A 22,335-nucleotide genomic window follows, 5' to 3' on the forward strand; every position below is an offset into this window, starting at 1 on the left:
TATAGGTCTATTTTTGTTGATGTGCCGAATACGAAAAAGGTTGTTCCAAATACGAAAAAGCGATGGTGCAAATTAGAAATAGTTATGAGCCAAAAATGTAAGATGCTGATATACAAAACAAAAGCCAAGAAGTCTCATTCTGACTTCTTGGCTAAATTTCTCCGTAAAAGATCCCACTGGACTTCCTAAGGAACGACAAGGACAACTCCTAAGGAACAATTCAAATGATTCCTAAGGGATGACTTTAATCATTTAAGGGAAGTGCTTTTCTTCTCTTGAGATATAGTTTTGTATTCTGAGGGAGACATCCCATAATAATCACGAAACAAACGCCCGAATGTAGTGCGTGAGTTAAAGCCGGAACGATACTCAACTTCGCTAATATTGAGATTGGGATTATTGGTAAGCAAATTGCCGGCATAGCGCAAACGATATCCATTTATGAAATCGTTGATAGTTGCATTGTCTGCATATTTTCGTATAGCATTTGCCAAATACACATGATTTGTATTGAGTAGTTTGACAAGGCTATCTCGTCTTAACAACGGATCATTGAAAACTTCGTCATGTTGCATTAAATAGACTAATCTCTGGTAAAGTTTCCCTTCATTATCTAATTCTTGTTCACTGTCGTCTTCTTGATTTATCTCAAAAAGAGGCTTTACCTTCTGTGACTGCTGTATCGTGTCATACAATATCCTATTTTTGTGATGTAAACGACGTGTATACACTGCATATAAGAATACAGCTATCAGCAAAATCACCCCTATTATCAATGATAAATACAAACGAGTGGTCGTAACTTTCTTTTCCAACATTAATTCGTTTACTTTGTATAAAGTATTCAGTTCATTGAGTTGCAAGAACGTCTGAGCGGAAGCTAAAGAATCTCTTATGGGTATAATTTCTTGAAAAATCATCGCAGCTTCCGATTTCTTTCCTGCGGACATTAAAAGAGAAGCTCTCTGCTCTTTAGCATCCAATAGACCGCGATCGTTACGATAAGTTATATTCAATTCAATTCGTTGATTATTGTATTCCAGAGCTTTATCGTATTCTTTTGCCAGTTCATAATAGCGAGCATACTCTCGAAGGAGCTTTAGACGAGCTATCGGAGGATTTCCTATTGTTAATCGCTCTGCTAAGCGAAGCAATTTGAGAGCCTCTTCCAAATTGCCTGTCTCCATCTCTGCTTCTGCCATCGCTTCATAACAATATCTGTATTTACTGTTAAGTGCAGAAGGAGGGTCTCCACGTTCTTCATAGCGTGTTTTCAGTATGTTTAATTTATTTTCCCACTTCTTAGACAGCTTTTTCATCCCGTCATAGTCAGAACTTGCAGACAAGATTTCCGCATAGTTTTCATAAGAGAACATCAAGACTGTCATATCATCTTCATCATAGAGACTCTGTATGGCTTTGGAATAATATTTTCCTGCTTCATCAATATTCTGCATATGATGATACACGTCCCCTATATTGTAAGATGCCACTCCTAAGCCATATTTGTTATTTTTCAGACGCGCATCTTCGTATATTTTTTTTGCTTCTCGCAGTGCCGTATGCATTTTGTTTTGGTAGATATACAGATCTACTAACAATGACCAACTGTTATAGTAGTAATTCCAAAGTTTATTAGAGGCAAGGAATTCAAGGTGTGAGGGCATGGTGCTGATTAAATCGGTCTCCATATTGTAATTGTAATAACACATCATTTTGCTATTACGAGCAAAGGCTTCCTCTTTGATATTGCGCTGTCTGTGCGCCTCCTCTATGTAGGCATCCAGACACTGTAGTTCTTGTATGGAATCGTTCTGTGCAAAAGCTAAGTCACACAGTTTACTGTGAGCTTTGAGCAATTCTTCTCCTTTAAGATATTTCATCTCTCGTCGGATAGAGTTTACTTCATTGTCTTTTGCTTTCATTGACACAACAGAAAGAAAGAGAACTAGCAGTAAAAAGAAAAATCGCTTCATAATACGAATCTTTTAATTTTATGGTATCATCAAGACTGTCAGACCAAGCATAATGGCAATGCTGAAACTTGCCAATGTTCCTATCAGAACATATTCGGTTGTCCGTATTTCACCAGCCTTGTTCAACTCTCCAAATCTAAAAATGGATTTTGCTGCCAACAGAAGAAAGGCACAACCTTTATATCCACCCGCACTTTTGCCTTTGGAGAGTTTATCCGGTTACAATGTGAAATCGGCAAGGACATGAGCAAAAAGCAGTCGCAATAGTACAATCATATTCATATATTTGTCTCTTTGAGAATTAGTTGCTGATAACGCTCCAAGTATTTCTTGATCAGATACTCTTTGGCAGCCCCCAAAATCTTGCTTACTGTCTGAGGGGATTTGTCAATTCGTGAAGCGACTTCTCTCTGAGTGATGTCATGCAATAATACAAGGTAGATTGCCTCCGCCTGAGCTTGTGTCCATCCTGAAATAATGTCATCGGCAAAAGCTGTACTGACCGACAGTTCTTCATTGACATACCCCCATCTTGTACGCAAAGTAAGTCTCTTTTTCTTTATGTTATCCATTTCTCTGCCGGAGAAGTGAAAAGCTTCTCCATCTGAGACTACAATGTTATTCGCAAGGGAACTGACTTCTCCTACACCTATAGATATACGGGCATCCCAACGTTTCTTGCTTTTCTGAGGTGTGCGACTTATCAAGCCAGCTCGAAACAGGACTGCCACCAATAATGTTTTTGCCGGTTGTTCCACAAGAATCTGAAAACTGTCACCCCTGAAAAACTCTATCTGCAAATGAGATATACCTTTCAAGTCCTCTGCTATTTCCTGCATGGCAAGTAACAGCTTTTCTCTCCATTCCAACTGAATGGATGAGGAAGAGACAATATCTCCCGTAATAACTCCTCTTATCTTCATGTAAGTGACCTTTGAGTATTATATATACTTAATTCTGCTGCAAATATAATATACAAGATTGACAAATCAGCCTTTTAATGCTGATTTATTCAAATCAACATTAAAAGGTTGTTATAATGAAATCATCTAAATAAGGGAAATTTCTGTAAGAGGAGAATTATCATCATAATGATTCTCAACCATGCTTTTTCCGGATTCTCGCAGAATATATAGAGGCCAATGTAGTACACGAGTGTCTGCCTTATGATTGTTACAAAATTTGAGAAACTCCATTTCCGTCTAATTCGTTTTCTTATGACAGATAATAGTAAGTTTGCAATCAGTGTTATTGTAGTAGAATCCATGATGTGCAGCAAGCGTTCCCAAGCCTTCTCCGTTCGGCTGTCCGTTAAATCATTTTTGTATTTCCGGTATAGGGAGAAATATATCTGATCATGAAGTATGAAGCGATGGCTTCTCATCCAAATTCCGCTGCTTTTGTTTTCATAAACTTCAAGCTACCTGCCGCCAGATCATCAGCATTATATTTTGAAGGTCTCCATAAAGAGACAGCACCGGGCATTCCTTTCACCTGAGAAGTAAAATTCTCCAGAACTAGATTACCTGTAAAATTGATGCTTGCTAATCCACGGAACAAATCATCCCAATGTACATTACCTTCACCCAACATACCTCGATTGCTTTCTGTCATGTGGATGTGTTTCAATTTATCACCTGCAATAATGACTGGATCATAGAAATTATCCTCTTCAATATTCATGTGAAATGTGTCCAGATGCAATGCTAAATTGGGCGATTTAACCTGTTCTATCATGTATAATGTTTCTGCTGCACTAGTGCATACATAACTTTCATAACGATTGATGGGCTCGATGCCGATAGTGATTCCTAGTTTCTGAGCATAGTCGGCTACGTCTGCCCAAACTTCACAGATTATTTCCTCCTCTTTCTTCGTTCTTTGTTCGCCCGTGAACACATTTATACCGCTATGCAGTACACCTCCCAAAAAATCAAGATCTAAATCAGCTGTTTTGTTAAGGGCTCTTTTGATCAATGAAGTGGCGGCTTGGGGATAAAATGGGATGTGGCAACTGTCTGGAAGATTTAAACTGCACACGGCATCAAGATTATAATTCTTCAATTCAGTTTTCACGGTTTGCACATTGATATCCATTGAGGGAGGTAACAAGATTTCTATTAAATCAAATCCAGCTTCTGCTGTTTTTTGTATGGCGTATAAGCCTCCTTCTGCTGTCCACTTTGGAGGAATCCATGAAAGGATTGAAGCCCCGAATTTTACTTTCATTCTTTTGTTATTTTTAGAGTTAAAATATCCTCCATTCCGTTTTTACGCCAATGTATGTTCCCCAACGTCTTTCATTGATCTGCAAAAATGCTGAGTAATGATTGTCAGAAGCGTACTTATTGTAGTGAGCAAGTGTACAAACCAAGCGGATGTGAGGCCTGCACCATGGACTGCGTTGTCCTGCCGGAACGATTGTCGGTGCAAAGGAAAATTTCCACATGGTGGCATCCGGGTTCATTCCGTCTTTACGAACTGCATAATGTATTTCCTGAATGAGATGTAACCAATCTGTTGCATAATATATACTTCTGAATCCTGCAACAATGTCTTTTTTTCAATAGAAAAACGCAACAAACAAGAAGAAAAGATAAAAGAACAAATCGAAGCCTTTGAAAAGCTGATTGATGAGTTCTTTGAATTTATTCAAAACGATACAAATGGTAAACGTTTGATTGCCAAAATTAAAAATTCAGGTAATACATTCAATTATTCTGAAAAGTTAGGCGATTTTAGTAAACTGTACACCCAGTACACAATTAAGTACCGCAGCAAGCTAAATGCTTTCTTCCTTCAGGAGACAAAAGAGAATCTCTCACAGTTGTTCGATGATCTTGAAAGGATCATCAGTAAAAACTGATGCATTTTGTAAGTAATTAGTTGAATTTGAAATAAAGACAAACTGAAAACTCATGCCCCCCCATCTCATACGTAGTAAGGAATGGGGGATTGGGGGGAAATTTAGGAAATTCTCCCAGTAACCCAAGCAGGTAAATCGCTCTTTGTCATTTCGCAAGTTTCACTTACCTTTCTCCACACCGCTAGCCACCCCACGCAAGAGCAAGTCTTCACTCGGTCATTATGTTTCCTCCATCCTCCCTCTCCTCTCTTTCCTCCCCCACATCATTTGCATTTCCGGCCAATAAGCAGTAATTTTGCGACTTTTTTTTATTAATTATAAACCAACCAACAAGATGTATTTAAAAAAAAATGCAGTAGCAGAGAAAGACTGCACATTCTTCAGAGTATAGAAAAAGAACTCGAAGAGGTGATGAACGAAGAAAGAGAACTAACGGATGAAGAGACGAGAATTATCCACAGAATCAGAAAGAGAGTAGCCGAAATTATCGGAAAGATAAAAAAGAGTTAAAAAGCAGGTCCGCTTATTTTAGTACACTTTTATCATATACAAAACACTTATAAACAGGGATGTATATGTGGCAAAGTGTACAAAAAATAAGCGGATGCTAAAATCGAACTTTTGTACCTTTGTACTAACAAACGCTTAAGATAATCTTAGCATAAACTTTTCTATTATGAACATTAAAAATGTAAAAATCTCATTCTTCTCTCATGTATGGGGTAAAAAATCGACCATTATTACGGTATCGCATTTTGTATCCGAAATTCAAAGTGATCATCTACAGGTCTTCACCGAAACTTACCGACGTTGGCTGCAGGAGGGAAAGCTCAAAGAGGCCTCGGACATGAAACGAAACATGCCGGCAGTGGTTCCGGGTGGAGTGTGCAGGGGTGGACATGCGGCCTCGCAGTTGCAGGAGATTAGTAACCTGATGGTTCTCGACTATGATCACACGGGAGAGCGCACACAGGAGCTGATCGATCTACTCAAACAGTTGCCGTATGTGGCTGTCGCATTTATCAGTATCTCGGGAGAGGGGGTCAAGGCTTTCATCCACATCTCGATGGCCAACAAGGGTCAGTATGCCCGCATCTTCTCCATCGTTTCTGCGGAGGTAGACCGGGTACTCAACTTTGCATGCGACAAGCAATGTCCCGACATCACCCGCATGTGTTTCCTTGCCCACGATCCAAACATTTACTACAACCCCGAAGCGGAAGTTTTTCAGATTAGCGAAATGCAACTTCAGGAACCGGAAATTCCCCGAACCTCTTCGACTACGGTTAATGTGAACAGCACCGAAACTGTTCCTTTTGTCGCCACTGCTTCGGATGTGCCGGAGAAAGCAGAAGGATACATGCTCACGTTCCTCAGTGATTTCAGCAAACGCCACCCCTTTGTGAGCGGTTATCGACACGACTATATTCTAAAGCTGGGACAAGCATCGAGATATAAAGGATTTTCAACGTCAGAACTGGAAGAATTAAAGCGATTGGTGATAGAAAAACATACGGAACCTGATTTTTCATCCACCGAGATAGAGAAGACGTTATCCGCTGGATATCAATATATTAACTCCAATTCAAAAAATTTCGAACAAGCTCAAAAAGTTCAAAAGGTTCAAGGTTCACCTATGGGTTTTGGTGACCCCTCCCCCTTGGAAGATGAAGAGGATGAAATGTTGGAAAAAAGCAACGAGTTGAGGGCAGAAGCACCCTACTTTCCAAAGGAGGTGTACGAGCATCTACCCGACCTGCTAAAGAGAGCGATGAAGGTTGCACAAAGTCCTCGTGAACGCGACATGCTCCTTATGGGAACAATGGTCAATTTGGCTGCCGCCCTACCCTATGTTCGTTTCCGATACGACGGCCGGGAATATTCCCCACACCTCTATTATGCATCTGTAGCTCCCGCGGCTGCGGGCAAAGGAATCGTATCTCTCACCCCTCTGATCAATGATGCCGTGCACCGATACTACGAGCAGGCCTACAAAGAGCAGAAAAGGCAATACGAAGAGAACAAAATGAACTGGGATCTGGAAGTGCAACAGGCGCAACATCAGAAGCGCAAACCTGACATCACCCTACGCCCCGAAGAGCCCAAAGGTATCTACATCAACATCTCCGGCAACATTTCCAAAAGCCGCCTGATAGAGCATCTGAAAAATAACGGAGAACTGGGAGGTGTCATCAACGCCAGCGAGATTGACACACTCAACTCGTCCATTAGCCAGGACTACGGGCAGCAAGACGATATCTTGCGCCAAGCCGCCCACCACGAAGAATTGATCGCCTCCTTCAAAAACCAGGGCGAACCCATCCGTGTGCCTCACCCCCGCCTGAGCATGTGCCTCTCCGGAACGCCCAATCAGTTCGTCCACCTGATACATTCCCAAGAGAATGGGCTTTATAGCCGCTTTGCCCTGCTCACAGCCGAATCTCAATGGAAGTGGCGCTCACCCGCTCCTCGGAAGAATTCAGAAGAGTACCGCAACTATTTCAGCAAGTTGGGCGAAGAGGTGTTGCAGATGCACCTCAACCTCCTTCAATCGCACACCCAAGTTGAGTTCACCCCTGCACAATGGGAGGAGCACAGCGATTTCTTCAAGCAATACCTTAGCCGGGTAGCTATAGAAGGAAAAGATTACATCGGTGCGGTGGTCTATCGTCACGGCTTGCTCACCATGCGTCTGGCCTCCGTGTTCACCGCCCTGCGCAAGTGTGAGGATCAATGGTGGGTAGAACATCGTACCTGCACCGACGAAGACCTCCGCTCGGCCATACAGATGATTACGGTATTGTTAGAGCACAGCCTGCTCATCAGCTCCTCTTTGCCGGAAGACGAGCACAAAGCCCAGCCTCTGAAAAAGTTCCATCGCATTGAGAGCATTTTAGCGCAATTACCCGAATGTTTCAGCTATAGTGAGTTTGTTGCAGAAGGAACCAAATTAAATTTCTCCCTAAGCACAAGCAAGCGTTTATTAAAGCGATCAGTACAGGAAGGATACACAGGCTATAGTGGAATCAAGTACATTAAATTGGATAGAACTCGTGAACAGGAGTCACAAGGCAAAGACTAAAACGGTGAAGCCTGATTCGTAAACTCTACCGCTATTCAAAAAGTGGTAAGAACCATCAGATTTGTTACCCCAAAAAAGACCTAAGTATTTTCTGAAAACACTTAGGTCTTTTTGGGTAAACCTCGAGGCCCTTTTTGAAGAAAATATAATTCTGACGACGTGCAACAGTGAAACGACTCGGAACATTTCTGTTGACTTTTTAGGGTAAAGGAAATCGAATATTTACATGAATGGGTATACCGTTTAGGAATATCATGAATAAGTTACAATACTGCCACCAATTGGCGGATTCTGGCAAGGCGCTCAGAGAATGATTTGTCTTGGCGTGCAGTCTGCATATTGTATTTTAGTTGTATTCGCATAAGTGAATCGGCAGGAACGCCTATGGCAGCTTCAAACAACAAGGCATTGTTTACCGTGAGTGGACGACGTTCATTCAAGATCTCATTAAGGACGGTATACGACAAACCCATTTGTGCAGCAAGCTTCTTTTGCGAGATCCCACGGCTCTCTATTTCGTCTTTCAGCACCTCACCCGGATGAGTGGGGCAAAAAGCATATCCAAGATTTCCCATAATCATTCTTTATTTATAATGGTTCGACAATTCTTCAATATTACATATTGTTACAACAATTAAAGATAGTGTTCCTTATTGATGTTCGCAAATTTTGCGAAGTTTTTTTTCGTTTTCACGGGATACCGAGGTACTTCACGATCAGTTCCACCTCACGTCGCAGAAAGGTATGTCGATACTTATTGTAACCCACTTCACGTAGTGCCGCTGTGAGTTCTCTGTTTTTGCGTATCCATCGATAGAGCTTTTGCAGAGCCGGCGTCACACAGGAATCCGGCGAGTAGAGAAGTGCCAGTTCGGTCTTCTGATAAGCCCTAAGCGGAAAGGGCGCATCCCATTTTTGTTCTTTCATTTATCGAATAATCTACACATTTACATAGCGTAAAGTTACTCATTTTATGCAACAAAAACAAGAAAAGAAAGAAGATAAAGCCTCCTATTCTATCGCATACAAAGGCAAATTAGTCATCCATGATTCTCCCTTCTACTATCTTTCGACTTTAGTTCATTTTAAACTGAACTGATATAGTATTACTATACCATAAGGGGATTATTTAAACCATTACATCGTTTTCGTCTCTTCAGAAATGAGAAACATCCGGCTATTGCATTACTTTTATCCTGTAAAAAGTGTGGTTGAACTACACTTTATTCAACTTACTAGTCTAAAATCATCCTATTTTACAGCTAGGAAGCATTTTAAACTGATGGAGTTAAAGGTGATAACAGACGATACTTCTCTAATTCTACCACAAAGGTTCTTCTTTCCAGTTAAGGGGAAATCCCATGCTTACTTTGCCTGCGGTAAGGTACATTCTTTTACTAATAGCAAAAATCCCTCCTTAGGGTTCACCTCTACTACCGCATCATAAAGAAAAGCGTTAACAGATGTAAATTTCAAAACTTATAATCCATTGACTATCAATAAACTAACATTATCACACAGAGCAGAGGGGGAGGGGGTATAGGTTCATAGGTGAACCTTGAACCTTGTGAACCCTATTTTTGCTTTTACATGCAGTGAAAAGTAGGATAATCTGTAATGATAATTAAACTACAAAAGAAGCCTATATTTAAGGTAGCACCCGACAAAGCCCATCCATTCATCGTAAAGACAGGCAACTTACAGACAGAAGTGCTAGGCACCGAGTTCAACCTGCGCAATTATTGCGCCACCGACGCCCACGTCACGCTCGTACATGGTGCGTACAAGTATGTGATAACGATAATAAACCCCTGATCGAAATTATACGTGAGCTGGAACGTTGGTACGATGTAGACATTGTTGTGACCAGCCAATCCGTGATGAACGCCAAAGTACACTTCATAGCCAAGCGCTAAGGCAGCTTGGAAGACATCGTTTACCTTCTCAATAGTTTAGACATCTTTAAAGGCGAAAGTCAATACAAAAAGATCGTGATAAGACAGAAATAACCCGATACAAAAATGTTTTCAGCGTATTAAGCAAGGATTTATTCGGAAAAAGCAGCCTGATTATCAAGACAAATCGTTATCTTTACTGCACAAAAATGCGTATTTACGCAATAATGGAAAATACAATGGTGATTAAACGTGATATATATCTTAATATTACATCTCTTCGAGAGTAAGACAAGTAGTCTCTATTTCATATTTAAAAAACAACTTAGTGCGTAATGTTTCAACCTTTTGTTGCAATAGATCAGGTTTGAAGTTCTTGCGTTGACGTTTTACTTCAGCAATAAATATTTTGGGTGATTCTGCTGAAATTGCAACGATATCTATTTCATTCTGGTCCACATCCTTTCCCTTAGTGGTCTCCCACCAGGAACCTATGTTTTTATAAATCTGTTTTTCTCTGAGTTGCTCACGGAAGTATCGCTCCAATGTCGAACCGGAATAGGTTGGATAATCAGCTTTTACGATCTCGGCAAGTTGCGTAAATAGCCCCGCTTGTACAAAATCTTGATGCTTCACGATATACCTGAACCAGAAACGCAAGAAGTTATCAGTAATTTCATAGCGCACATTTTGAGTTCCTTCTTTAGCTAAAATAGGCCTTTTCTTAGCAATCACTTCATAATCTTCTTCCAAACGTTGCAACAAACCTCCCACACTGGCATTACCAATAAATCCGGATATTCCGGAAGCAGTGTTATTCCCGGAAGCAATGGCCGAAAGAATAGCATAATAATTACCATATTTTTTTCCAAATTCCTGAATGAGCAGAACATTTCCTTCTTCAAGAAAAATAGAATTTTCTTGAAGAACAGAATCTATCATTTTTTTTATGGTGAAACACCCCTTATCCAATAGAAGCTCAACATATTTTGGAACTCCACCCGTAAGTGTATAAAGAGCTAAAAGATCATCATTCGTATAGTTTGGATGATAATCGGATAATATTTGTTTGAGGATAGTGGTCGTAAAAGGTTTCAGTTTGATAATACTATCGCAACGTCCATACAACGGTTCTTTATAGTCCATAAAGATTCTGTGCATAAGTGTATAGACAGAACCGCTCGCAATCCAATGAATGTGAGTGACATCTTTATATCTATCCCAAACATCTTGCATTCCACTATATACAGATGGGTTTATATAAAAAAACTCTTGAAATTCATCTATAACTAAATTAAACGATTGATTTTTACCAATAGTCATTAAAGATTCAAATAGACTTACAAAAGAGGTAACCTCAGATGAAATGTATGTATTTAGTGAGCGACTTACCGTTTCTGCAAACTGCGAGCATAATGTAGCCTCATTACTTCTTCGAACAAATAGATATACTGTAGGAGTGCTTTCACAACTCTTCAAAATTAGCTTTGTCTTACCGATACGTCTGCGTCCGGTCAAAGCAGTCATTTGAGAATGATTGTTGAATGCAACATCTCTTGTCTGAGCCAATAGCTCTAATTCTTGTGCTCGATTATAAAATTTCATAAGGCTTATCTATTTTATCGCCACCGTTATTTTCGCAGCAGCGAAATTTGAAACAAATATAGACATTTCTAAATAAACGATGAAAATTCGCAATGGTTATTTTCGCAGCCGCGAAATTTGGATCAGAGAATAGACTTACAAAGTATTTTGAGCCAGAATATAATCCTTAGATAATAGACCAGAGCATCCTTCTGCAATATTCAAAATCAGTTCTCTTCCTCTTTTTTGAGGTATTCGAATGCTTTCACCAACGATAAGCATATCTTCGATGGTTGGATTTCCATGATTGTTGACAGAAGTAGCGTGCTCTCCATTATCATTGTAATGATATTCCATCACACCCATATCTTTTGGATCATATATGTGTCTGAACTTTACCAACCAAGAACCATCAGTGTCGTGTAGTAAACACTTCGGGCGACATCCTCCAGAGTTACCACTGTTGAAATATAAAACATCCTCATCTTTATCTGACTTTTCAGATAGTACATCTAAAGCCATTTGCTGGAGATTACCCAACTCTGGAAGTGTTTTCTTTTCGCCAACATAAGTTTCAGGAATATAGCATAAAGCACCCATTCCAAATGTTCCGACAATACTCATTTTATGGGATGGATATAACTTGAATGCGGTATCTTCCCTCATAAGATAACGGACTAGCTTTGCCATTCATTTCATCCGCCTCGCCGGGAAGCAAAAAAACAAGAAATCAGCATTTAATTACAAAATAAAGTACAATGATGAAAAGACGCCTTATTTTCTTTAGCATTTCTTTGTTATTCGCCTTTCAAACATTAACAATGGCCCAAACAAAGAAGGAAAAAACGATTAATCTATCGTTTAAGAACGAACAGTTGCAAGTTGTCATTAAGCAACTGCAAATGATCGTTTCTACATAGATGTATCCCCATTATCAAATTCTTATAAATCTTTATCCCTGAGATTATCCTTATTCTTTTTCCCGTACGCTTCTCCCCGTGGCAAAAGATATTCAAAAACAATAAGATCATTTTCAATGTCCCAATGAAAGATAAAAAAAAGACGATAGTCACCCATCCGCAACCAATACACGTATCTGTAATTTATCAATTTTTTACAATCTGTCAATTCGTCAATTGAATCAGCCTTTTCAACTTCCTCAATAACATCTCTGAGTGACTTCTTTATTTTGCCGGAAAACTTCTTTGCAGCTTTAATGAATGACTTGCTAAATACCGTCCTCATGCATCAAGCCATTCACGAAACTCTTTCTGCTCCTGTTCTGTTGCAACGCTTTGTCCCTCTCCATCAGGATCATTAGCACATGCAAAGGCGTATAGATTGCTGTCAGCTATTTCCGCTCCCTTTTCTATCACTAAGTTTTCTATATATGCCTTAACACTCTTTCCTTGTGCTGCAGCCAATATCGAAATATTTTTAAGCACATCAACAGGGATGTCGATAAGCTTTCTTTTTTTTAAAAATGTCGTTTCTTTCATCATGATCTTCTTTTTCTGCAAATATATATATTATATATACAATAGAAGTGGATTAACATAGCACAATAAAAGAGGTAGAATCTCATCAAATTTCGTCATTTCTCATCAAAGCTCATCATTTCTCATCATTGGCCCCAAGGGCTCGCCGTATCTTTGTAGAGCGATAAAGAAATAGTCGCACGATGTATCATTTAAATTTATATTTGTATGCCAAGATCAGTAATGTTTTCGGTAGTGGAGCGTAAGAATCCTTCACTAAAAAATGCTCCGATTAAGTATTATGCGCAAGCACAAGCTAGTGGCGATGTGGACAGTGACGAGATGGCCACACGTATTGAGAAAAACTGTACGGTAACACGTGCGGACATGGCGGCAGTACTCACTGCCCTGGAAGATACGATAGTAGAAGGTCTTGAGAAAGGAGAGATCGTACGCTTAGGCAAACTGGGTAGTTTCCAGATCGGCCTGAATGGTAAGGGTGCCGACACGGAGAAGGATTTCTCTACCACTCTCATCACCAAGGCGAAAATCAATTTCCGACCAGGCACGGCTCTGTCTAAGATTCTCACTGGATTGAGCTATACCAAGGTCAGCAAGTTGGCTGATAAATCGGCCGATTCGGAGCCTAGTAAGCCTAAAGATCCGACTCAGCCTAGTAAGCCTAAAGATCCGACTCAGCCTAGTAAGCCTAAAGATCCGACTCAGCCTAGTAAGCCTAAAGATCCGACAGCATAAAAGGAATTCATTCTTTCTTTTGCCTTAACGCAAAAGAAAGAAGCAAAGAAAAAGTCAAGGCTTCTTTTACTACGCTACTACGAAGGTACACGGAGCTACAAGCGATTAAACTCGCTTCGCTCAAACAGAATCGCTTGTTTAACGCTCCATGCATCTTCTCCGTTTAACGCTTCGTAAAAGAGGCCGATCTTTCTTTTCTGCTCCACTTTGCTTCGCTCGTGGGAGTGCTTTGCTTCGCTCGCTTTTGTTTTGTACATTTCTCGTGATTTTAGTTATTCTTAATTAGCTGTTTAGGCGGTGTGAAGTGTATTGTTATGTTTAAATTATTACAGTAAACAAAAATAAAGAATATGGTGAAAAAGGTTATCGAACAGATTATGGAATGCATCTTAGTGGTGCTTCCTTTTTTTAAGAAGAAGAATGCGAAAGAGGTTAAGGAGTTCAGTGATCTGATCACGGGACAGTATGAGTTTTTGGTGGAACAGCTGGAGAAAATGCTCAAGGATTACTTCGAACTGAGTACTCGGGTGAAGGAGATGCATACGGAAATGTTTAGTCTGAAGGATGAATTGGCTAAGGCTTTGACACAACAATGTGGTGTGAAGGATTGTACTAGCAGGGTTTAAAGGGGCATAAAAAGAAGAGCACTCAAAGCGAGCAAAGCAAAGCGAAAACCTTCCCATCCCCACAAAAGTAAACAAAGACCGGCCTCTTGTGTGAAGCGTTAAACGGAGGCAATGCCCGAAGCGTTAAACGAGCGATTTTGTTTGAGCGAAGCGAGTTGAATCGCTTGTAGCTTCGAGCATTGACGGAGTAGCTTCACACGAGAAGCCTTGACTTTTTCTCTTTGGTTCGTTTCTCTTTTCCGTCAAGGAAAAAGAGAAAGAATAATACAAAACAATAGTATCTTAAAAAAAAGAATTATGAGAAAAATAGATTTAATCGTTATCCATTGTTCAGCAACAAGAGAAGACAGGGATTTCACCGAGCACAACCTCGATGTAGCCCATCGCAGACGAGGTTTCAATGGCATCGGCTACCACTTCTACATTCGTAAGAATGGAGATATAAAAACTACCAGACCCATAGAACGAGTCGGCGCACATGTCAAAGGCTACAATGCCCATAGCATCGGCATCTGTTATGAAGGCGGATTAGATGCAAAAGGAAAGCCCAAAGATACCCGTACCGAGTGGCAAAAACACTCCCTACAAGTACTCATCAAGACCCTCCAGATCGATTATCCCGGTTGCCGTATATGCGGGCATCGCGACCTCAGTCCCGACCTGAACGGCAACGGAGAGATAGAACCCGAAGAGTGGATCAAAGCCTGTCCCTGCTTCGAGGTAAAATCCATGCTATCCAAAACTGCCAACACTCCATGTCATAAATAAGACAGCCCGAGCGAAGCAATGTGGAATAAAAAAGAAGACCGGCCTCTTGTGTGAAGCCTTGACTTTTTCTCTTTGGTTCATTTCTCTTTTCCGTCAAGGAAGAAGAGAAAGAATAAGAAAGCTTTAATTCTCATTTTTTTTGCATTTTCAGTGCTATATTCTCATTTTTTTTGCATTTTCACCAAAAGAGCAACTTATAATCACAGAAAATTTGCATTTTTGTAGGCAACAAAACCTATAATAGTATTTATGCCTACAGAAATAGACTTTAGCAAAGAGATTATTTTTGGATCGTCCGATGCAGTAGTATCCAGACGCATCTCTCAATTAGAGAAGAATGAGAAATTGAAGAAAATCGCCCCACGCATTTATACCACCAATCTTCTTGACTCTCCAGCCTACATAGTAAAGCGCAATTTACTCGATATTCTTGCCTGGCGTTTTCCGGGTGCTGTCATCAGCCATCGAAGTGCCAATGAATTGCGACCAACCGAAACGGGTGACCTTTTTATTACCTACACCTATAACCGCAAGATTATAGATTTACCGGGTGTTCGGCTTAACATCATACAAGGAAAACCAGCACTCGAGAACGATGTAAAATATGGAGATTTATCAATCTATAGCTCTTCTGAGAGCCGCTGGATGCTTGAAGTTATGCAGATCAGTCGCAAAAAGGGAGGTGAGTCCAAATCATTTCCAATATCATTTATAGAGCAACGATTAGAGAATAAAATGAAAGCGGGAGGAGAAGATAAGATCAATCAATTCAGAGATGAAACAAAGATTGTCGCCGAACAATTGGGGCTAAATGATGAATTTACAAAACTGAATGCCATCCTATCAGCTCTGCTATCCACACATACTTCCGATGTACTCACGCCCGATTCAGCTAAAGCATTGGCAGCGGGAGTTCCTTACGACACACAGAGAGCAGAGTTATTTACAACATTATATGATGCATTAAAAGATTCTTCATTCAAAGTATACCCTGATCTAAATCAGACCGAAGAGTCTTTCCGCTTATTTTCTTTTTTTGAGAGCTATTTTTCCAATTACATTGAAGGTACTAAATTTACAGTAGAACAAGCCAAACAAATAGTCGATACAGGCATTCCTATTCCTAAGAGGATCAATGACTCACATGATATATTAGGAACGTTCAAAATACTCTCCAACAGGGCAGAAATGAACAAAGTTCTTGTAACAGAAGACGACTTTATTGATATCTTAAAGAAAAGACACGCAACTTTAATGGTGGGACGTGAAGATTGTACCCCAGGCACATTTAAGACAATACCAAACAGAGCCGGACAGACGGAATTTGTAGACCCCAAGCTAGTCGAAGGAACATTGCGTTTTGGCTTTCGTCTTTATAATGCATTAAGAGAGCCAATGGCAAAAGCGATTTTCATGATGTTCATCTGTAGTGAAGTCCACCCATTCCTTGATGGGAACGGACGTATATCAAGAGTTATGATGAATGCAGAACTTGTCAGAGGCAAAGAGACAAGGATTATAGTTCCTACCGTTTTCAGGGAAGATTACATTTTGGCTTTAAGAAAATTGAGCAGACACAAAGACTCTTCCGTCTTTATACAAGTACTAGAGAAATTACAAAGATTTAGTTATAACCTGTTTGGAGAGAACTTTGAAGAGCTCAATGCATATTTAATACAATGCTCTGCTTTTGAAGAGCCTGAACGTGTGCGCTTAAAGATAATAGATCGAGTTTTCGAACAAGCTGCGAGAGACGAGCCAATGTGAGAAAGAACAAGAAAGCTTTAATTCTCATTTTTTTTGCATTTTCAGTGCTATATTCGCAGCTTTTTTGCACTTACGGTATTCTGAAGCCCTACTAAACACTAAAAATTAGCGAAGCAAAGTGAAAAACGATGCTGAAAGCGAGGAGTAAGAAGAATCACGAGCGAAGCAATGTGGAGTAAAAAAGAAGACCAGCCTCTTGTGTGAAGCGTTATCTTTTCATACTGTTCGGATTCATTCTTGAATCTTCAATTGATAAAATTAAGACAATAGTCCCCTCTATAGTATAGTATAAACTATTTAATGGTGTTACAGTACATCTCCTAACATTTGAAATATCAGTCAGAGCAAATGAATAAGGATTTTCCTCTATTATATTCAAACAGTGATTTAGTTCAGCAACAAAAGCATTATATACTGAGCTATTCCATTCTGAAAGCAAGTAATCTTTTAACTGTAATATTCTTTTTTGAGCGCGCGGGGTTATTTTTAATTCATACATTAAATTATGCACTTTTTCATAAATTCCCTCATATCGCTACTTTTGCCATTCATATACTGCTCCATTCCTATAGTAACATCCTCTCGAACATATTCAGGTACTTCCGCTATTTGATTGGCTTTAACATTATATTCCATAGCAGGTTCTTTAGATATGCTAGAATTGGGAGTCGTTATTTTATCTATTTTCTTTGCCATATATTTAAGATTCAATATGTTACTACAAAAATAATCTTTTATTCTGTATGAGCCTAATTTATTTTAATAGATTACATTCGATGAATAGAACCGATGCTGAAAGCGAAGAGTAAGAAGAATCACGAGCGAAGCAATGTGAAACCGATGCTGAAAGCGAGGAGTAAAAAAGAAGATCGGCCTCTTGTGTGAAGCGTTAAACGGAGACAATGCCCGAAGCGTTAAGCAAGCGATTCTGTTTGAGCGAAGCGAGTTCAATCGCTTGTAGCTTCGAGCATTGATGCAGTAGCTTCACACGAGAAGCCTTGACTTTTTCTCTTTGGTTCTTTCTCTTTTGCGCCAAGGCAAAAGAAGAAAGAACAATCTTTCACCCATTCTTCACATCAGAGATAACCTCCAGTTTTTGAAGAGCCTTCAGATAAAATTTAAAGCTAACACAAGTTTTTAAAAGAATGAAATAATTTATTCTCCTTGTTTGAATTTAGAAGGGGTACAATTGAACTGTGCTTTAAAGCATTTGCTAAAATAGTAAGGATCTTCAAATCCCACTCTGTACGAAACCTCAGATACTGTCCAGTTACCTTCGCGAAGCAACACCGCACTTTCATTAAGCCGCTTCAACTTAATCAGCTCATTAGGAGAAAAACCGGTAATTCCCTTTATCTTTTTAAAGAACAGGGTACGCTTCATACTTGAGAGTTCCACAAATTTATCAATCGTGAAGTGCTCATCTCGGTAGTTCTCTTCCAAAATCTCTTTTATGCGCTCCATAAATGCTTGGTCTCGATCGGTAATTGTCACCAGATTACCGTCAATCACCAACTCTTTAGAAAAACGCCTCTTCAGTTGTTCCCGTTGCTCAATGAGTTTCGTCACTCGTTTCACCAAGTACTTTAAACTAAAAGGTTTGGTAATGTAAGCATCGGCACCACTCTCTATCCCTTCCAGTTGATGCTCAACCGACGAATGGGCGGTCAATAGCACAATTGGTATGTGGCAGGTGTGAAACTCATTTTTCAGTCGGCGCGTCACTTCAAAACCATCCATCACCGGCATCATTACATCACAGATAATCAAATCCGGGTTATTTTCAATCGCCATACGTAATCCGACTTCTCCATCTTCCGCCATATCCACTTGCATGTAACGGCCAAAAGCATCCTGCAAAAATTCCCTGATGTCGTCATTATCGTCAATGATTAACAAACGATATCCAGCGGGAACTTTCTCGTCAAGTTCCTGATTCGAATCGACTGGTGCCAGAAGGGTAGGCGCATCTTTAACATCGGCACATTCTGACGTTTCAACTCGTTCAATAGCTAGATTTGCAATGGCTAATGACTCCAAAAAGTTCTCGCCCTGATAAACGTCTTTTCGCATCGAGAATTCTACCGTAAAAACAGATCCTCCCCCGGGGTTGTCTTCATACATTACCTTTCCCTTATGCACCTCCACAAATTCCTTAACAAGAGACAGTCCGATACCAGTTCCAGATGAAGAAAAATTGATTTGTGTAAAGCGGCTGAAGAGCAAATTTTGTTTTTCTTTTGGAATTCCCACTCCGTTGTCTTTCACTGAAATCACACACGCTTCTTCTTTCTCGTTCCGTCTCAGCAACAACTCAATCCGCCCTCCTCTTGAGGTAAATTTAAACGCATTCGACAGTAGGTTATATAGAATCTTATCCACCTTTTTCCGGTCAAGGAACAGGCGCAACGAATCCACCTCTGTTGTAAACAGATAATTCATCTTCTTTTGTTCTGCCACTTCCTGAAAACCGGTATAGATATCACGAGCAAATTCAACCACATCTATTTCTTCCAGGTCGAGCTGGCACACATCATTCTGCAGCTTTCTGAATTCCAGCAACTGGTCAATCAGCTGTGTCAAGTTTAACGAGTTGCGATTCAGAATGCGCAACTGCTTTGCCATGGCAGCCGGCACGCTATAACCGTTCAGGTTCTCCACAGCACCTCGTATCAAAGTGAGCGGCGTACGAAACTCATGTGATATGTTCGTAAAAAACCTCAATTTGTGATTGGTCAGTTGTTTTTCCACTTCCACGGCATTATTCAGCCGGTTAAATTTCATCACCAGACGCAAAGCCAAGTACAGCAAGCCTCCTGCACAAATAAAATAAACCCAATAAGCCAGCCCCGATTTCCAGAAAGGTGGAGCAATGACAATCTCCAAAGATGATTCCGTTACATTCCACACACCATCGGCATTGGTTCCTTTGACACGAAACACATATGTGCCCGGCAGCAGATTCTTGTACGCCACAGAATTCTCATGTGTCGGCGCACTCCATTTGCGATCGTAGTTTTCTAATATATAGGTGTACATGTTATTGCCCGGCTTCCGAAGAGATAACGTAGCAAAATCAATGGACAGCGTGTTTTGTTTGTGCGTCAGTTTCACTCGGTCGGTATAAGTGATGGAAGGTTTGTCGGCACCCGGCTTCATGTCATTCCAATCCACTCCGTCAATCAGCAACCGGGTTATCAACACTGGAGGAACCTGTTTGTCGGGTACAAACTTATCGGGATTGAAAACCAGCAGTCCATCCAGGCTCCCCCACAACATTGTGCCGTTGGCACACTGGTAATAAGCTCCCTCGTTAAAAATATTTCCGTACGACTTCTGAGCAAACATATAGCTCACCACAGTCTCCTCTTTCTTATTAAAACGTGACAGCCCATTTTCGCTACTGATCCACAAATCATTACCGTGTTCCAGAATACCTAGTACGTAGTTATCCACCATACCATCGGCCACGGTAAAGGATTTAAAGCTAACCCTGCCGGTACCGCCCTGCCTCACCACTTTGTTCAGTCCGCCACCCGCTGTTCCTATCCACAAAGTCCCCTCATGATCCTCATAAATCGTTTTGATGTCGTTGCTGCTCAACGATTGCGGCTGGTTAGTAATTCTCCGGTAACACACGTAAGCATCCGTATCCTTCATCAATTGTTCCGGATCGAAGCAAATCAACCCATCGCTGCTGCCTGCCCAAATCATCCCTTTGCGATCCTGATGCAAGTAACGAATCAGACTCTTGTCTCCCTGCATCTGAATAAATCGTCTGAAATGAATTCTCTGCCCCTCTTCCTCAACCAAGTTCAATCCACCCCCGAAAGAACCTATCCAAAGCCTGTTTTCCTTATCTTTCAGAATATGAAAAACCACATCGTTGCTCAGGGAAGTGGCTTCTTTCTCCTGATGTCTCAGGTGAGCCAGTTCTTTACCGGTTTTCACATCATACACATACACACCATTACCCTTTGTACCCACCCACATCCGTTGTTGGGCATCTTCTACCAGCGTGTAGGGATTTAACCCTTCTCCAATGCATCGGGCACGAGTGAGTGCCGTATCATACACATACAAACTACCGTTCTTGGTACCTACCCATATTTCCTTTCGGGAACTCTCACAAATAGCTCGCACGTTATTGTTTTTCCCTATAATAGAGTTTGCTTCGGGCCTTACATAACGAATATAGTCCGGCGTTTTCACTATGCGGATTATCCCTGCATATTCGCAGCCAACCCATATATTTCCATATTGATCTTCCGTGAGCGATAATAGGTAATCAGACGGCAAGCTACTGGCATCCGGTGTATTTCGGTAGTTCTTCAATTCATCCGTGCGTTCGTCGTAGCAAAACAATCCATTTCCGTAAGTCGTAATCCAGACCAGTCCTGTCGAGTCGGCAAGAATCATGTAACGCTCCAAATCCACCACTCGCGCTATCTCTTCAGGAATCAGCCTCATCTTCTTCCATTGGGCTCGATATTGATTGTAATACCACACCATCCCCGAATGATTGTACAACCACACTCCCTTCTTTTCATCTACCACCAAACGCAAGTCACCCGTCAGATCAGCATCTTTGTCCAATTGTGTGTAAGCAAACACCCCTCGATCCGTTTCATAAATCAGCACGCCATGATTTTTCGTCACCAGAAGCAACCGTTTATCCGAAAACGCCGCCAGATTTAAAAAGACACACCGTTGCATACACAACACCTCTTTAAAAGCATGTTTTTTCAAGTCGTAAACCAGCAGCACCGATTCTTTCGTTGAGAAATAGATTTTCCCATCCATCTCCACCGCCTGCGTAAAGGTATATTTCTTGTAGTCCCCGCCATATCTCACCGGTTTCCGGCCGGCAGCAATCATCTTCAGCCCCCATTCACCGCCAATCCATACCGTTCCCTTCGAGTCTTCAAATAAAAACACACACCCTCCTTCCCTCTTTCCTTTGGAGAGCAACTGCTCCTGCAGAGGCACACCTCCTTTCCGTTTACTCAGCCGCATCACCCCATCAGATTTTCCCCAGAACCAAATCTCCCCCCGGGCCGATTCATGGAAAGAGGAGTATGTAAGGGGAGCTCCCTTGGCATCACTCAGCTGAATAAACGAATCGGTAAGCGGATTGTAGCAACTGAATTCATCTTTATACGTTTTTACCCACAGGAAGCCGTCGCGGTCAACAAACAAATCGCGTATCCGATGGTCGGCCAACGAATTAGGATTACTTATTTGCGGCTGATAAGAACGTATGTTATACCCGTCATATCGGTTCAGTCCGTCGAGTGTTCCAGCCCATATAAATCCATTCTTATCGACAGCAATGGCTCTCACCGTATTTTGCGACAGTCCGTTACGCGAACCAATCTGTGAAAAGTTAAATTCATTGGCATATAGTAAAGAGCACAAAGTCCCCAAAACAGATATTAACAGACAAAGAGTTTTCTTCTTCATGAGAAGCGTGTTTTTTTAGTATTCACAGGCAAATATAGAAATATTTCCTATAAAAAGCCTTTCCATGCACTCGT

At 40.8% G+C, this 22,335-nt stretch carries 24 protein-coding genes; 10 read left to right on the top strand and 14 right to left on the bottom strand.

Annotated elements, in window-relative coordinates; genetic code table 11:
- Nucleotides 1-248: 248 nt before the first annotated feature.
- Nucleotides 249-1,976, bottom strand: coding sequence for a helix-turn-helix domain-containing protein (locus BQ5338_RS01990; protein ID WP_071145154.1), 1,728 nt, complete (start codon nt 1,974-1,976; stop codon nt 249-251).
- 52 nt (nt 1,977-2,028) lie between these two features.
- Between BQ5338_RS01990 and BQ5338_RS16960 the strand changes: the two genes are divergently transcribed.
- On the top strand, nt 2,029-2,223 hold the full coding sequence (locus BQ5338_RS16960) for a hypothetical protein (RefSeq protein WP_071145155.1): 195 nt from the start codon (nt 2,029-2,031) through the stop codon (nt 2,221-2,223).
- A gap of 31 nt (nt 2,224-2,254) precedes the next feature.
- Here BQ5338_RS16960 and BQ5338_RS02000 read toward each other — a convergent pair whose 3' ends face one another.
- The 3 genes from BQ5338_RS02000 to BQ5338_RS16455 all read right to left on the bottom strand — a co-directional run bounded on the left by BQ5338_RS02000 (nt 2,255) and on the right by BQ5338_RS16455 (nt 4,530).
- Entirely contained in the window at nt 2,255-2,899 is a 645-nt protein-coding gene (locus BQ5338_RS02000) for a hypothetical protein (RefSeq protein WP_071145156.1), read from the bottom strand.
- A gap of 457 nt (nt 2,900-3,356) precedes the next feature.
- Nucleotides 3,357-4,205, bottom strand: a complete 849-nt coding sequence (locus BQ5338_RS02005) for a sugar phosphate isomerase/epimerase family protein (RefSeq protein WP_071145157.1) — start codon at nt 4,203-4,205, stop codon at nt 3,357-3,359.
- Nucleotides 4,206-4,224: 19 nt separating this feature from the next.
- Nucleotides 4,225-4,530: a carbohydrate porin gene (locus BQ5338_RS16455; protein ID WP_078063358.1), complete on the bottom strand. Its 306-nt coding sequence runs from the start codon at nt 4,528-4,530 to the stop codon at nt 4,225-4,227.
- Between the two features lie 988 nt (nt 4,531-5,518).
- Here BQ5338_RS16455 and BQ5338_RS02015 point away from each other — a divergent pair.
- On the top strand, nt 5,519-7,924 hold the full coding sequence (locus BQ5338_RS02015) for a DUF3987 domain-containing protein (protein ID WP_071145159.1): 2,406 nt from the start codon (nt 5,519-5,521) through the stop codon (nt 7,922-7,924).
- A gap of 263 nt (nt 7,925-8,187) precedes the next feature.
- On the opposite strand, the gene BQ5338_RS02020 is transcribed toward BQ5338_RS02015, so the two are convergent.
- Both BQ5338_RS02020 and BQ5338_RS02025 read right to left on the bottom strand, forming a co-directional pair.
- The gene (locus tag BQ5338_RS02020) at nt 8,188-8,499 is read right to left on the bottom strand and encodes a HigA family addiction module antitoxin (RefSeq protein WP_205409924.1); all 312 of its coding nucleotides are present in this window, start codon (nt 8,497-8,499) and stop codon (nt 8,188-8,190) included.
- Between the two features lie 115 nt (nt 8,500-8,614).
- Nucleotides 8,615-8,851, bottom strand: a complete 237-nt coding sequence (locus BQ5338_RS02025; RefSeq protein WP_071145161.1) for a DUF4248 domain-containing protein — start codon at nt 8,849-8,851, stop codon at nt 8,615-8,617.
- A gap of 46 nt (nt 8,852-8,897) precedes the next feature.
- On the opposite strand from BQ5338_RS02025, the gene BQ5338_RS17100 reads away from it, so the two are divergent.
- The 3 genes from BQ5338_RS17100 (at nt 8,898) to BQ5338_RS17160 (ending at nt 9,840) form a co-directional block, all read left to right on the top strand.
- A complete protein-coding gene (locus BQ5338_RS17100; protein ID WP_262483066.1) occupies nt 8,898-9,023 on the top strand; it encodes a hypothetical protein in 126 nt (41 codons plus the stop codon).
- Nucleotides 9,024-9,541: 518 nt separating this feature from the next.
- A complete protein-coding gene (locus BQ5338_RS02030) occupies nt 9,542-9,739 on the top strand; it encodes a FecR domain-containing protein (RefSeq protein ID WP_071145162.1) in 198 nt (65 codons plus the stop codon).
- Complete coding sequence (locus tag BQ5338_RS17160; protein ID WP_139265153.1) at nt 9,667-9,840, top strand: DUF4974 domain-containing protein; 174 nt, start codon at nt 9,667-9,669, stop codon at nt 9,838-9,840. Before BQ5338_RS02030 ends, BQ5338_RS17160 begins: the two co-directional genes overlap by 73 nt.
- Nucleotides 9,841-10,089: 249 nt before the next feature.
- On the opposite strand, the gene BQ5338_RS02035 is transcribed toward BQ5338_RS17160, so the two are convergent.
- Both BQ5338_RS02035 and BQ5338_RS02040 read right to left on the bottom strand, forming a co-directional pair.
- Entirely contained in the window at nt 10,090-11,424 is a 1,335-nt protein-coding gene (locus BQ5338_RS02035; protein WP_071145163.1) for an ATP-binding protein, read from the bottom strand.
- A gap of 135 nt (nt 11,425-11,559) precedes the next feature.
- Nucleotides 11,560-12,093, bottom strand: coding sequence for a hypothetical protein (locus BQ5338_RS02040; RefSeq protein WP_071145164.1), 534 nt, complete (start codon nt 12,091-12,093; stop codon nt 11,560-11,562).
- Between the two features lie 68 nt (nt 12,094-12,161).
- On the opposite strand from BQ5338_RS02040, the gene BQ5338_RS16790 reads away from it, so the two are divergent.
- Nucleotides 12,162-12,323, top strand: a complete 162-nt coding sequence (locus BQ5338_RS16790; protein WP_159431303.1) for a hypothetical protein — start codon at nt 12,162-12,164, stop codon at nt 12,321-12,323.
- Between the two features lie 22 nt (nt 12,324-12,345).
- Here the strand turns inward: BQ5338_RS16790 and BQ5338_RS02045 are convergent, their stop codons facing one another.
- Both BQ5338_RS02045 and BQ5338_RS02050 read right to left on the bottom strand, forming a co-directional pair.
- Nucleotides 12,346-12,648, bottom strand: coding sequence for a type II toxin-antitoxin system RelE family toxin (locus BQ5338_RS02045; RefSeq protein ID WP_071145165.1), 303 nt, complete (start codon nt 12,646-12,648; stop codon nt 12,346-12,348).
- Complete coding sequence (locus BQ5338_RS02050) at nt 12,645-12,905, bottom strand: hypothetical protein (RefSeq protein WP_078063359.1); 261 nt, start codon at nt 12,903-12,905, stop codon at nt 12,645-12,647. Before BQ5338_RS02050 ends, BQ5338_RS02045 begins: the two co-directional genes overlap by 4 nt.
- 204 nt (nt 12,906-13,109) lie before the next feature.
- On the opposite strand from BQ5338_RS02050, the gene BQ5338_RS02055 reads away from it, so the two are divergent.
- The gene (locus tag BQ5338_RS02055) at nt 13,110-13,637 is read left to right on the top strand and encodes an HU family DNA-binding protein (RefSeq protein WP_078063360.1); all 528 of its coding nucleotides are present in this window, start codon (nt 13,110-13,112) and stop codon (nt 13,635-13,637) included.
- 95 nt (nt 13,638-13,732) lie between these two features.
- Here BQ5338_RS02055 and BQ5338_RS16795 read toward each other — a convergent pair whose 3' ends face one another.
- Complete coding sequence (locus tag BQ5338_RS16795) at nt 13,733-13,894, bottom strand: hypothetical protein (RefSeq protein WP_159431304.1); 162 nt, start codon at nt 13,892-13,894, stop codon at nt 13,733-13,735.
- Between the two features lie 93 nt (nt 13,895-13,987).
- On the opposite strand from BQ5338_RS16795, the gene BQ5338_RS02060 reads away from it, so the two are divergent.
- The 3 genes from BQ5338_RS02060 to BQ5338_RS02070 all read left to right on the top strand — a co-directional run bounded on the left by BQ5338_RS02060 (nt 13,988) and on the right by BQ5338_RS02070 (nt 16,798).
- Nucleotides 13,988-14,263: a hypothetical protein gene (locus tag BQ5338_RS02060; protein WP_205409925.1), complete on the top strand. Its 276-nt coding sequence runs from the start codon at nt 13,988-13,990 to the stop codon at nt 14,261-14,263.
- Between the two features lie 297 nt (nt 14,264-14,560).
- A complete protein-coding gene (locus tag BQ5338_RS02065) occupies nt 14,561-15,031 on the top strand; it encodes an N-acetylmuramoyl-L-alanine amidase (protein WP_071145167.1) in 471 nt (156 codons plus the stop codon).
- Nucleotides 15,032-15,280: 249 nt separating this feature from the next.
- Nucleotides 15,281-16,798, top strand: a complete 1,518-nt coding sequence (locus BQ5338_RS02070; RefSeq protein ID WP_071145168.1) for a Fic family protein — start codon at nt 15,281-15,283, stop codon at nt 16,796-16,798.
- Nucleotides 16,799-17,006: 208 nt separating this feature from the next.
- Here the strand turns inward: BQ5338_RS02070 and BQ5338_RS16460 are convergent, their stop codons facing one another.
- The 3 genes from BQ5338_RS16460 to BQ5338_RS02080 form a co-directional block, all read right to left on the bottom strand.
- Nucleotides 17,007-17,297, bottom strand: coding sequence for a type II toxin-antitoxin system RelE/ParE family toxin (locus tag BQ5338_RS16460; RefSeq protein ID WP_078063361.1), 291 nt, complete (start codon nt 17,295-17,297; stop codon nt 17,007-17,009).
- Complete coding sequence (locus tag BQ5338_RS02075) at nt 17,297-17,494, bottom strand: hypothetical protein (protein WP_071145169.1); 198 nt, start codon at nt 17,492-17,494, stop codon at nt 17,297-17,299. The genes BQ5338_RS16460 and BQ5338_RS02075 overlap by 1 nt, the downstream gene beginning before the upstream one ends.
- Before the next feature lie 459 nt (nt 17,495-17,953).
- Complete coding sequence (locus BQ5338_RS02080; RefSeq protein ID WP_071145170.1) at nt 17,954-22,261, bottom strand: hybrid sensor histidine kinase/response regulator transcription factor; 4,308 nt, start codon at nt 22,259-22,261, stop codon at nt 17,954-17,956.
- Nucleotides 22,262-22,335 lie beyond the last annotated feature (74 nt).

Origin of the sequence: Bacteroides ihuae, from assembly GCF_900104585.1 — a bacterium.
GTDB classification, from domain to species: Bacteria; Bacteroidota; Bacteroidia; order Bacteroidales; family Bacteroidaceae; genus Bacteroides; species Bacteroides ihuae.

What these genes read in the sequence shown, in the direction of transcription:
- BQ5338_RS01990 (WP_071145154.1), bottom strand. Translation starts at nt 1,976, where the DNA reads ATGAAGCGATTTTTCTTTTTACTGCTAGTTCTCTTTCTTTCTGTTGTG.
- BQ5338_RS16960 (WP_071145155.1), top strand. Translation starts at nt 2,029, where the DNA reads ATGGCAATGCTGAAACTTGCCAATGTTCCTATCAGAACATATTCGGTT.
- BQ5338_RS02000 (WP_071145156.1), bottom strand. Translation starts at nt 2,899, where the DNA reads ATGAAGATAAGAGGAGTTATTACGGGAGATATTGTCTCTTCCTCATCC.
- BQ5338_RS02005 (WP_071145157.1), bottom strand. Translation starts at nt 4,205, where the DNA reads ATGAAAGTAAAATTCGGGGCTTCAATCCTTTCATGGATTCCTCCAAAG.
- BQ5338_RS02015 (WP_071145159.1), top strand. Translation starts at nt 5,519, where the DNA reads ATGAACATTAAAAATGTAAAAATCTCATTCTTCTCTCATGTATGGGGT.
- BQ5338_RS02020 (WP_205409924.1), bottom strand. Translation starts at nt 8,499, where the DNA reads ATGGGAAATCTTGGATATGCTTTTTGCCCCACTCATCCGGGTGAGGTG.
- BQ5338_RS02025 (WP_071145161.1), bottom strand. Translation starts at nt 8,851, where the DNA reads ATGAAAGAACAAAAATGGGATGCGCCCTTTCCGCTTAGGGCTTATCAG.
- BQ5338_RS17100 (WP_262483066.1), top strand. Translation starts at nt 8,898, where the DNA reads ATGCAACAAAAACAAGAAAAGAAAGAAGATAAAGCCTCCTATTCTATC.
- BQ5338_RS02030 (WP_071145162.1), top strand. Translation starts at nt 9,542, where the DNA reads ATGATAATTAAACTACAAAAGAAGCCTATATTTAAGGTAGCACCCGAC.
- BQ5338_RS02035 (WP_071145163.1), bottom strand. Translation starts at nt 11,424, where the DNA reads ATGAAATTTTATAATCGAGCACAAGAATTAGAGCTATTGGCTCAGACA.
- BQ5338_RS02040 (WP_071145164.1), bottom strand. Translation starts at nt 12,093, where the DNA reads ATGGCAAAGCTAGTCCGTTATCTTATGAGGGAAGATACCGCATTCAAG.
- BQ5338_RS16790 (WP_159431303.1), top strand. Translation starts at nt 12,162, where the DNA reads ATGATGAAAAGACGCCTTATTTTCTTTAGCATTTCTTTGTTATTCGCC.
- BQ5338_RS02045 (WP_071145165.1), bottom strand. Translation starts at nt 12,648, where the DNA reads ATGAGGACGGTATTTAGCAAGTCATTCATTAAAGCTGCAAAGAAGTTT.
- BQ5338_RS02050 (WP_078063359.1), bottom strand. Translation starts at nt 12,905, where the DNA reads ATGATGAAAGAAACGACATTTTTAAAAAAAAGAAAGCTTATCGACATC.
- BQ5338_RS02055 (WP_078063360.1), top strand. Translation starts at nt 13,110, where the DNA reads ATGCCAAGATCAGTAATGTTTTCGGTAGTGGAGCGTAAGAATCCTTCA.
- BQ5338_RS16795 (WP_159431304.1), bottom strand. Translation starts at nt 13,894, where the DNA reads ATGTACAAAACAAAAGCGAGCGAAGCAAAGCACTCCCACGAGCGAAGC.
- BQ5338_RS02060 (WP_205409925.1), top strand. Translation starts at nt 13,988, where the DNA reads ATGGTGAAAAAGGTTATCGAACAGATTATGGAATGCATCTTAGTGGTG.
- BQ5338_RS02065 (WP_071145167.1), top strand. Translation starts at nt 14,561, where the DNA reads ATGAGAAAAATAGATTTAATCGTTATCCATTGTTCAGCAACAAGAGAA.
- BQ5338_RS02070 (WP_071145168.1), top strand. Translation starts at nt 15,281, where the DNA reads ATGCCTACAGAAATAGACTTTAGCAAAGAGATTATTTTTGGATCGTCC.
- BQ5338_RS16460 (WP_078063361.1), bottom strand. Translation starts at nt 17,297, where the DNA reads ATGTATGAATTAAAAATAACCCCGCGCGCTCAAAAAAGAATATTACAG.
- BQ5338_RS02075 (WP_071145169.1), bottom strand. Translation starts at nt 17,494, where the DNA reads ATGGCAAAGAAAATAGATAAAATAACGACTCCCAATTCTAGCATATCT.
- BQ5338_RS02080 (WP_071145170.1), bottom strand. Translation starts at nt 22,261, where the DNA reads ATGAAGAAGAAAACTCTTTGTCTGTTAATATCTGTTTTGGGGACTTTG.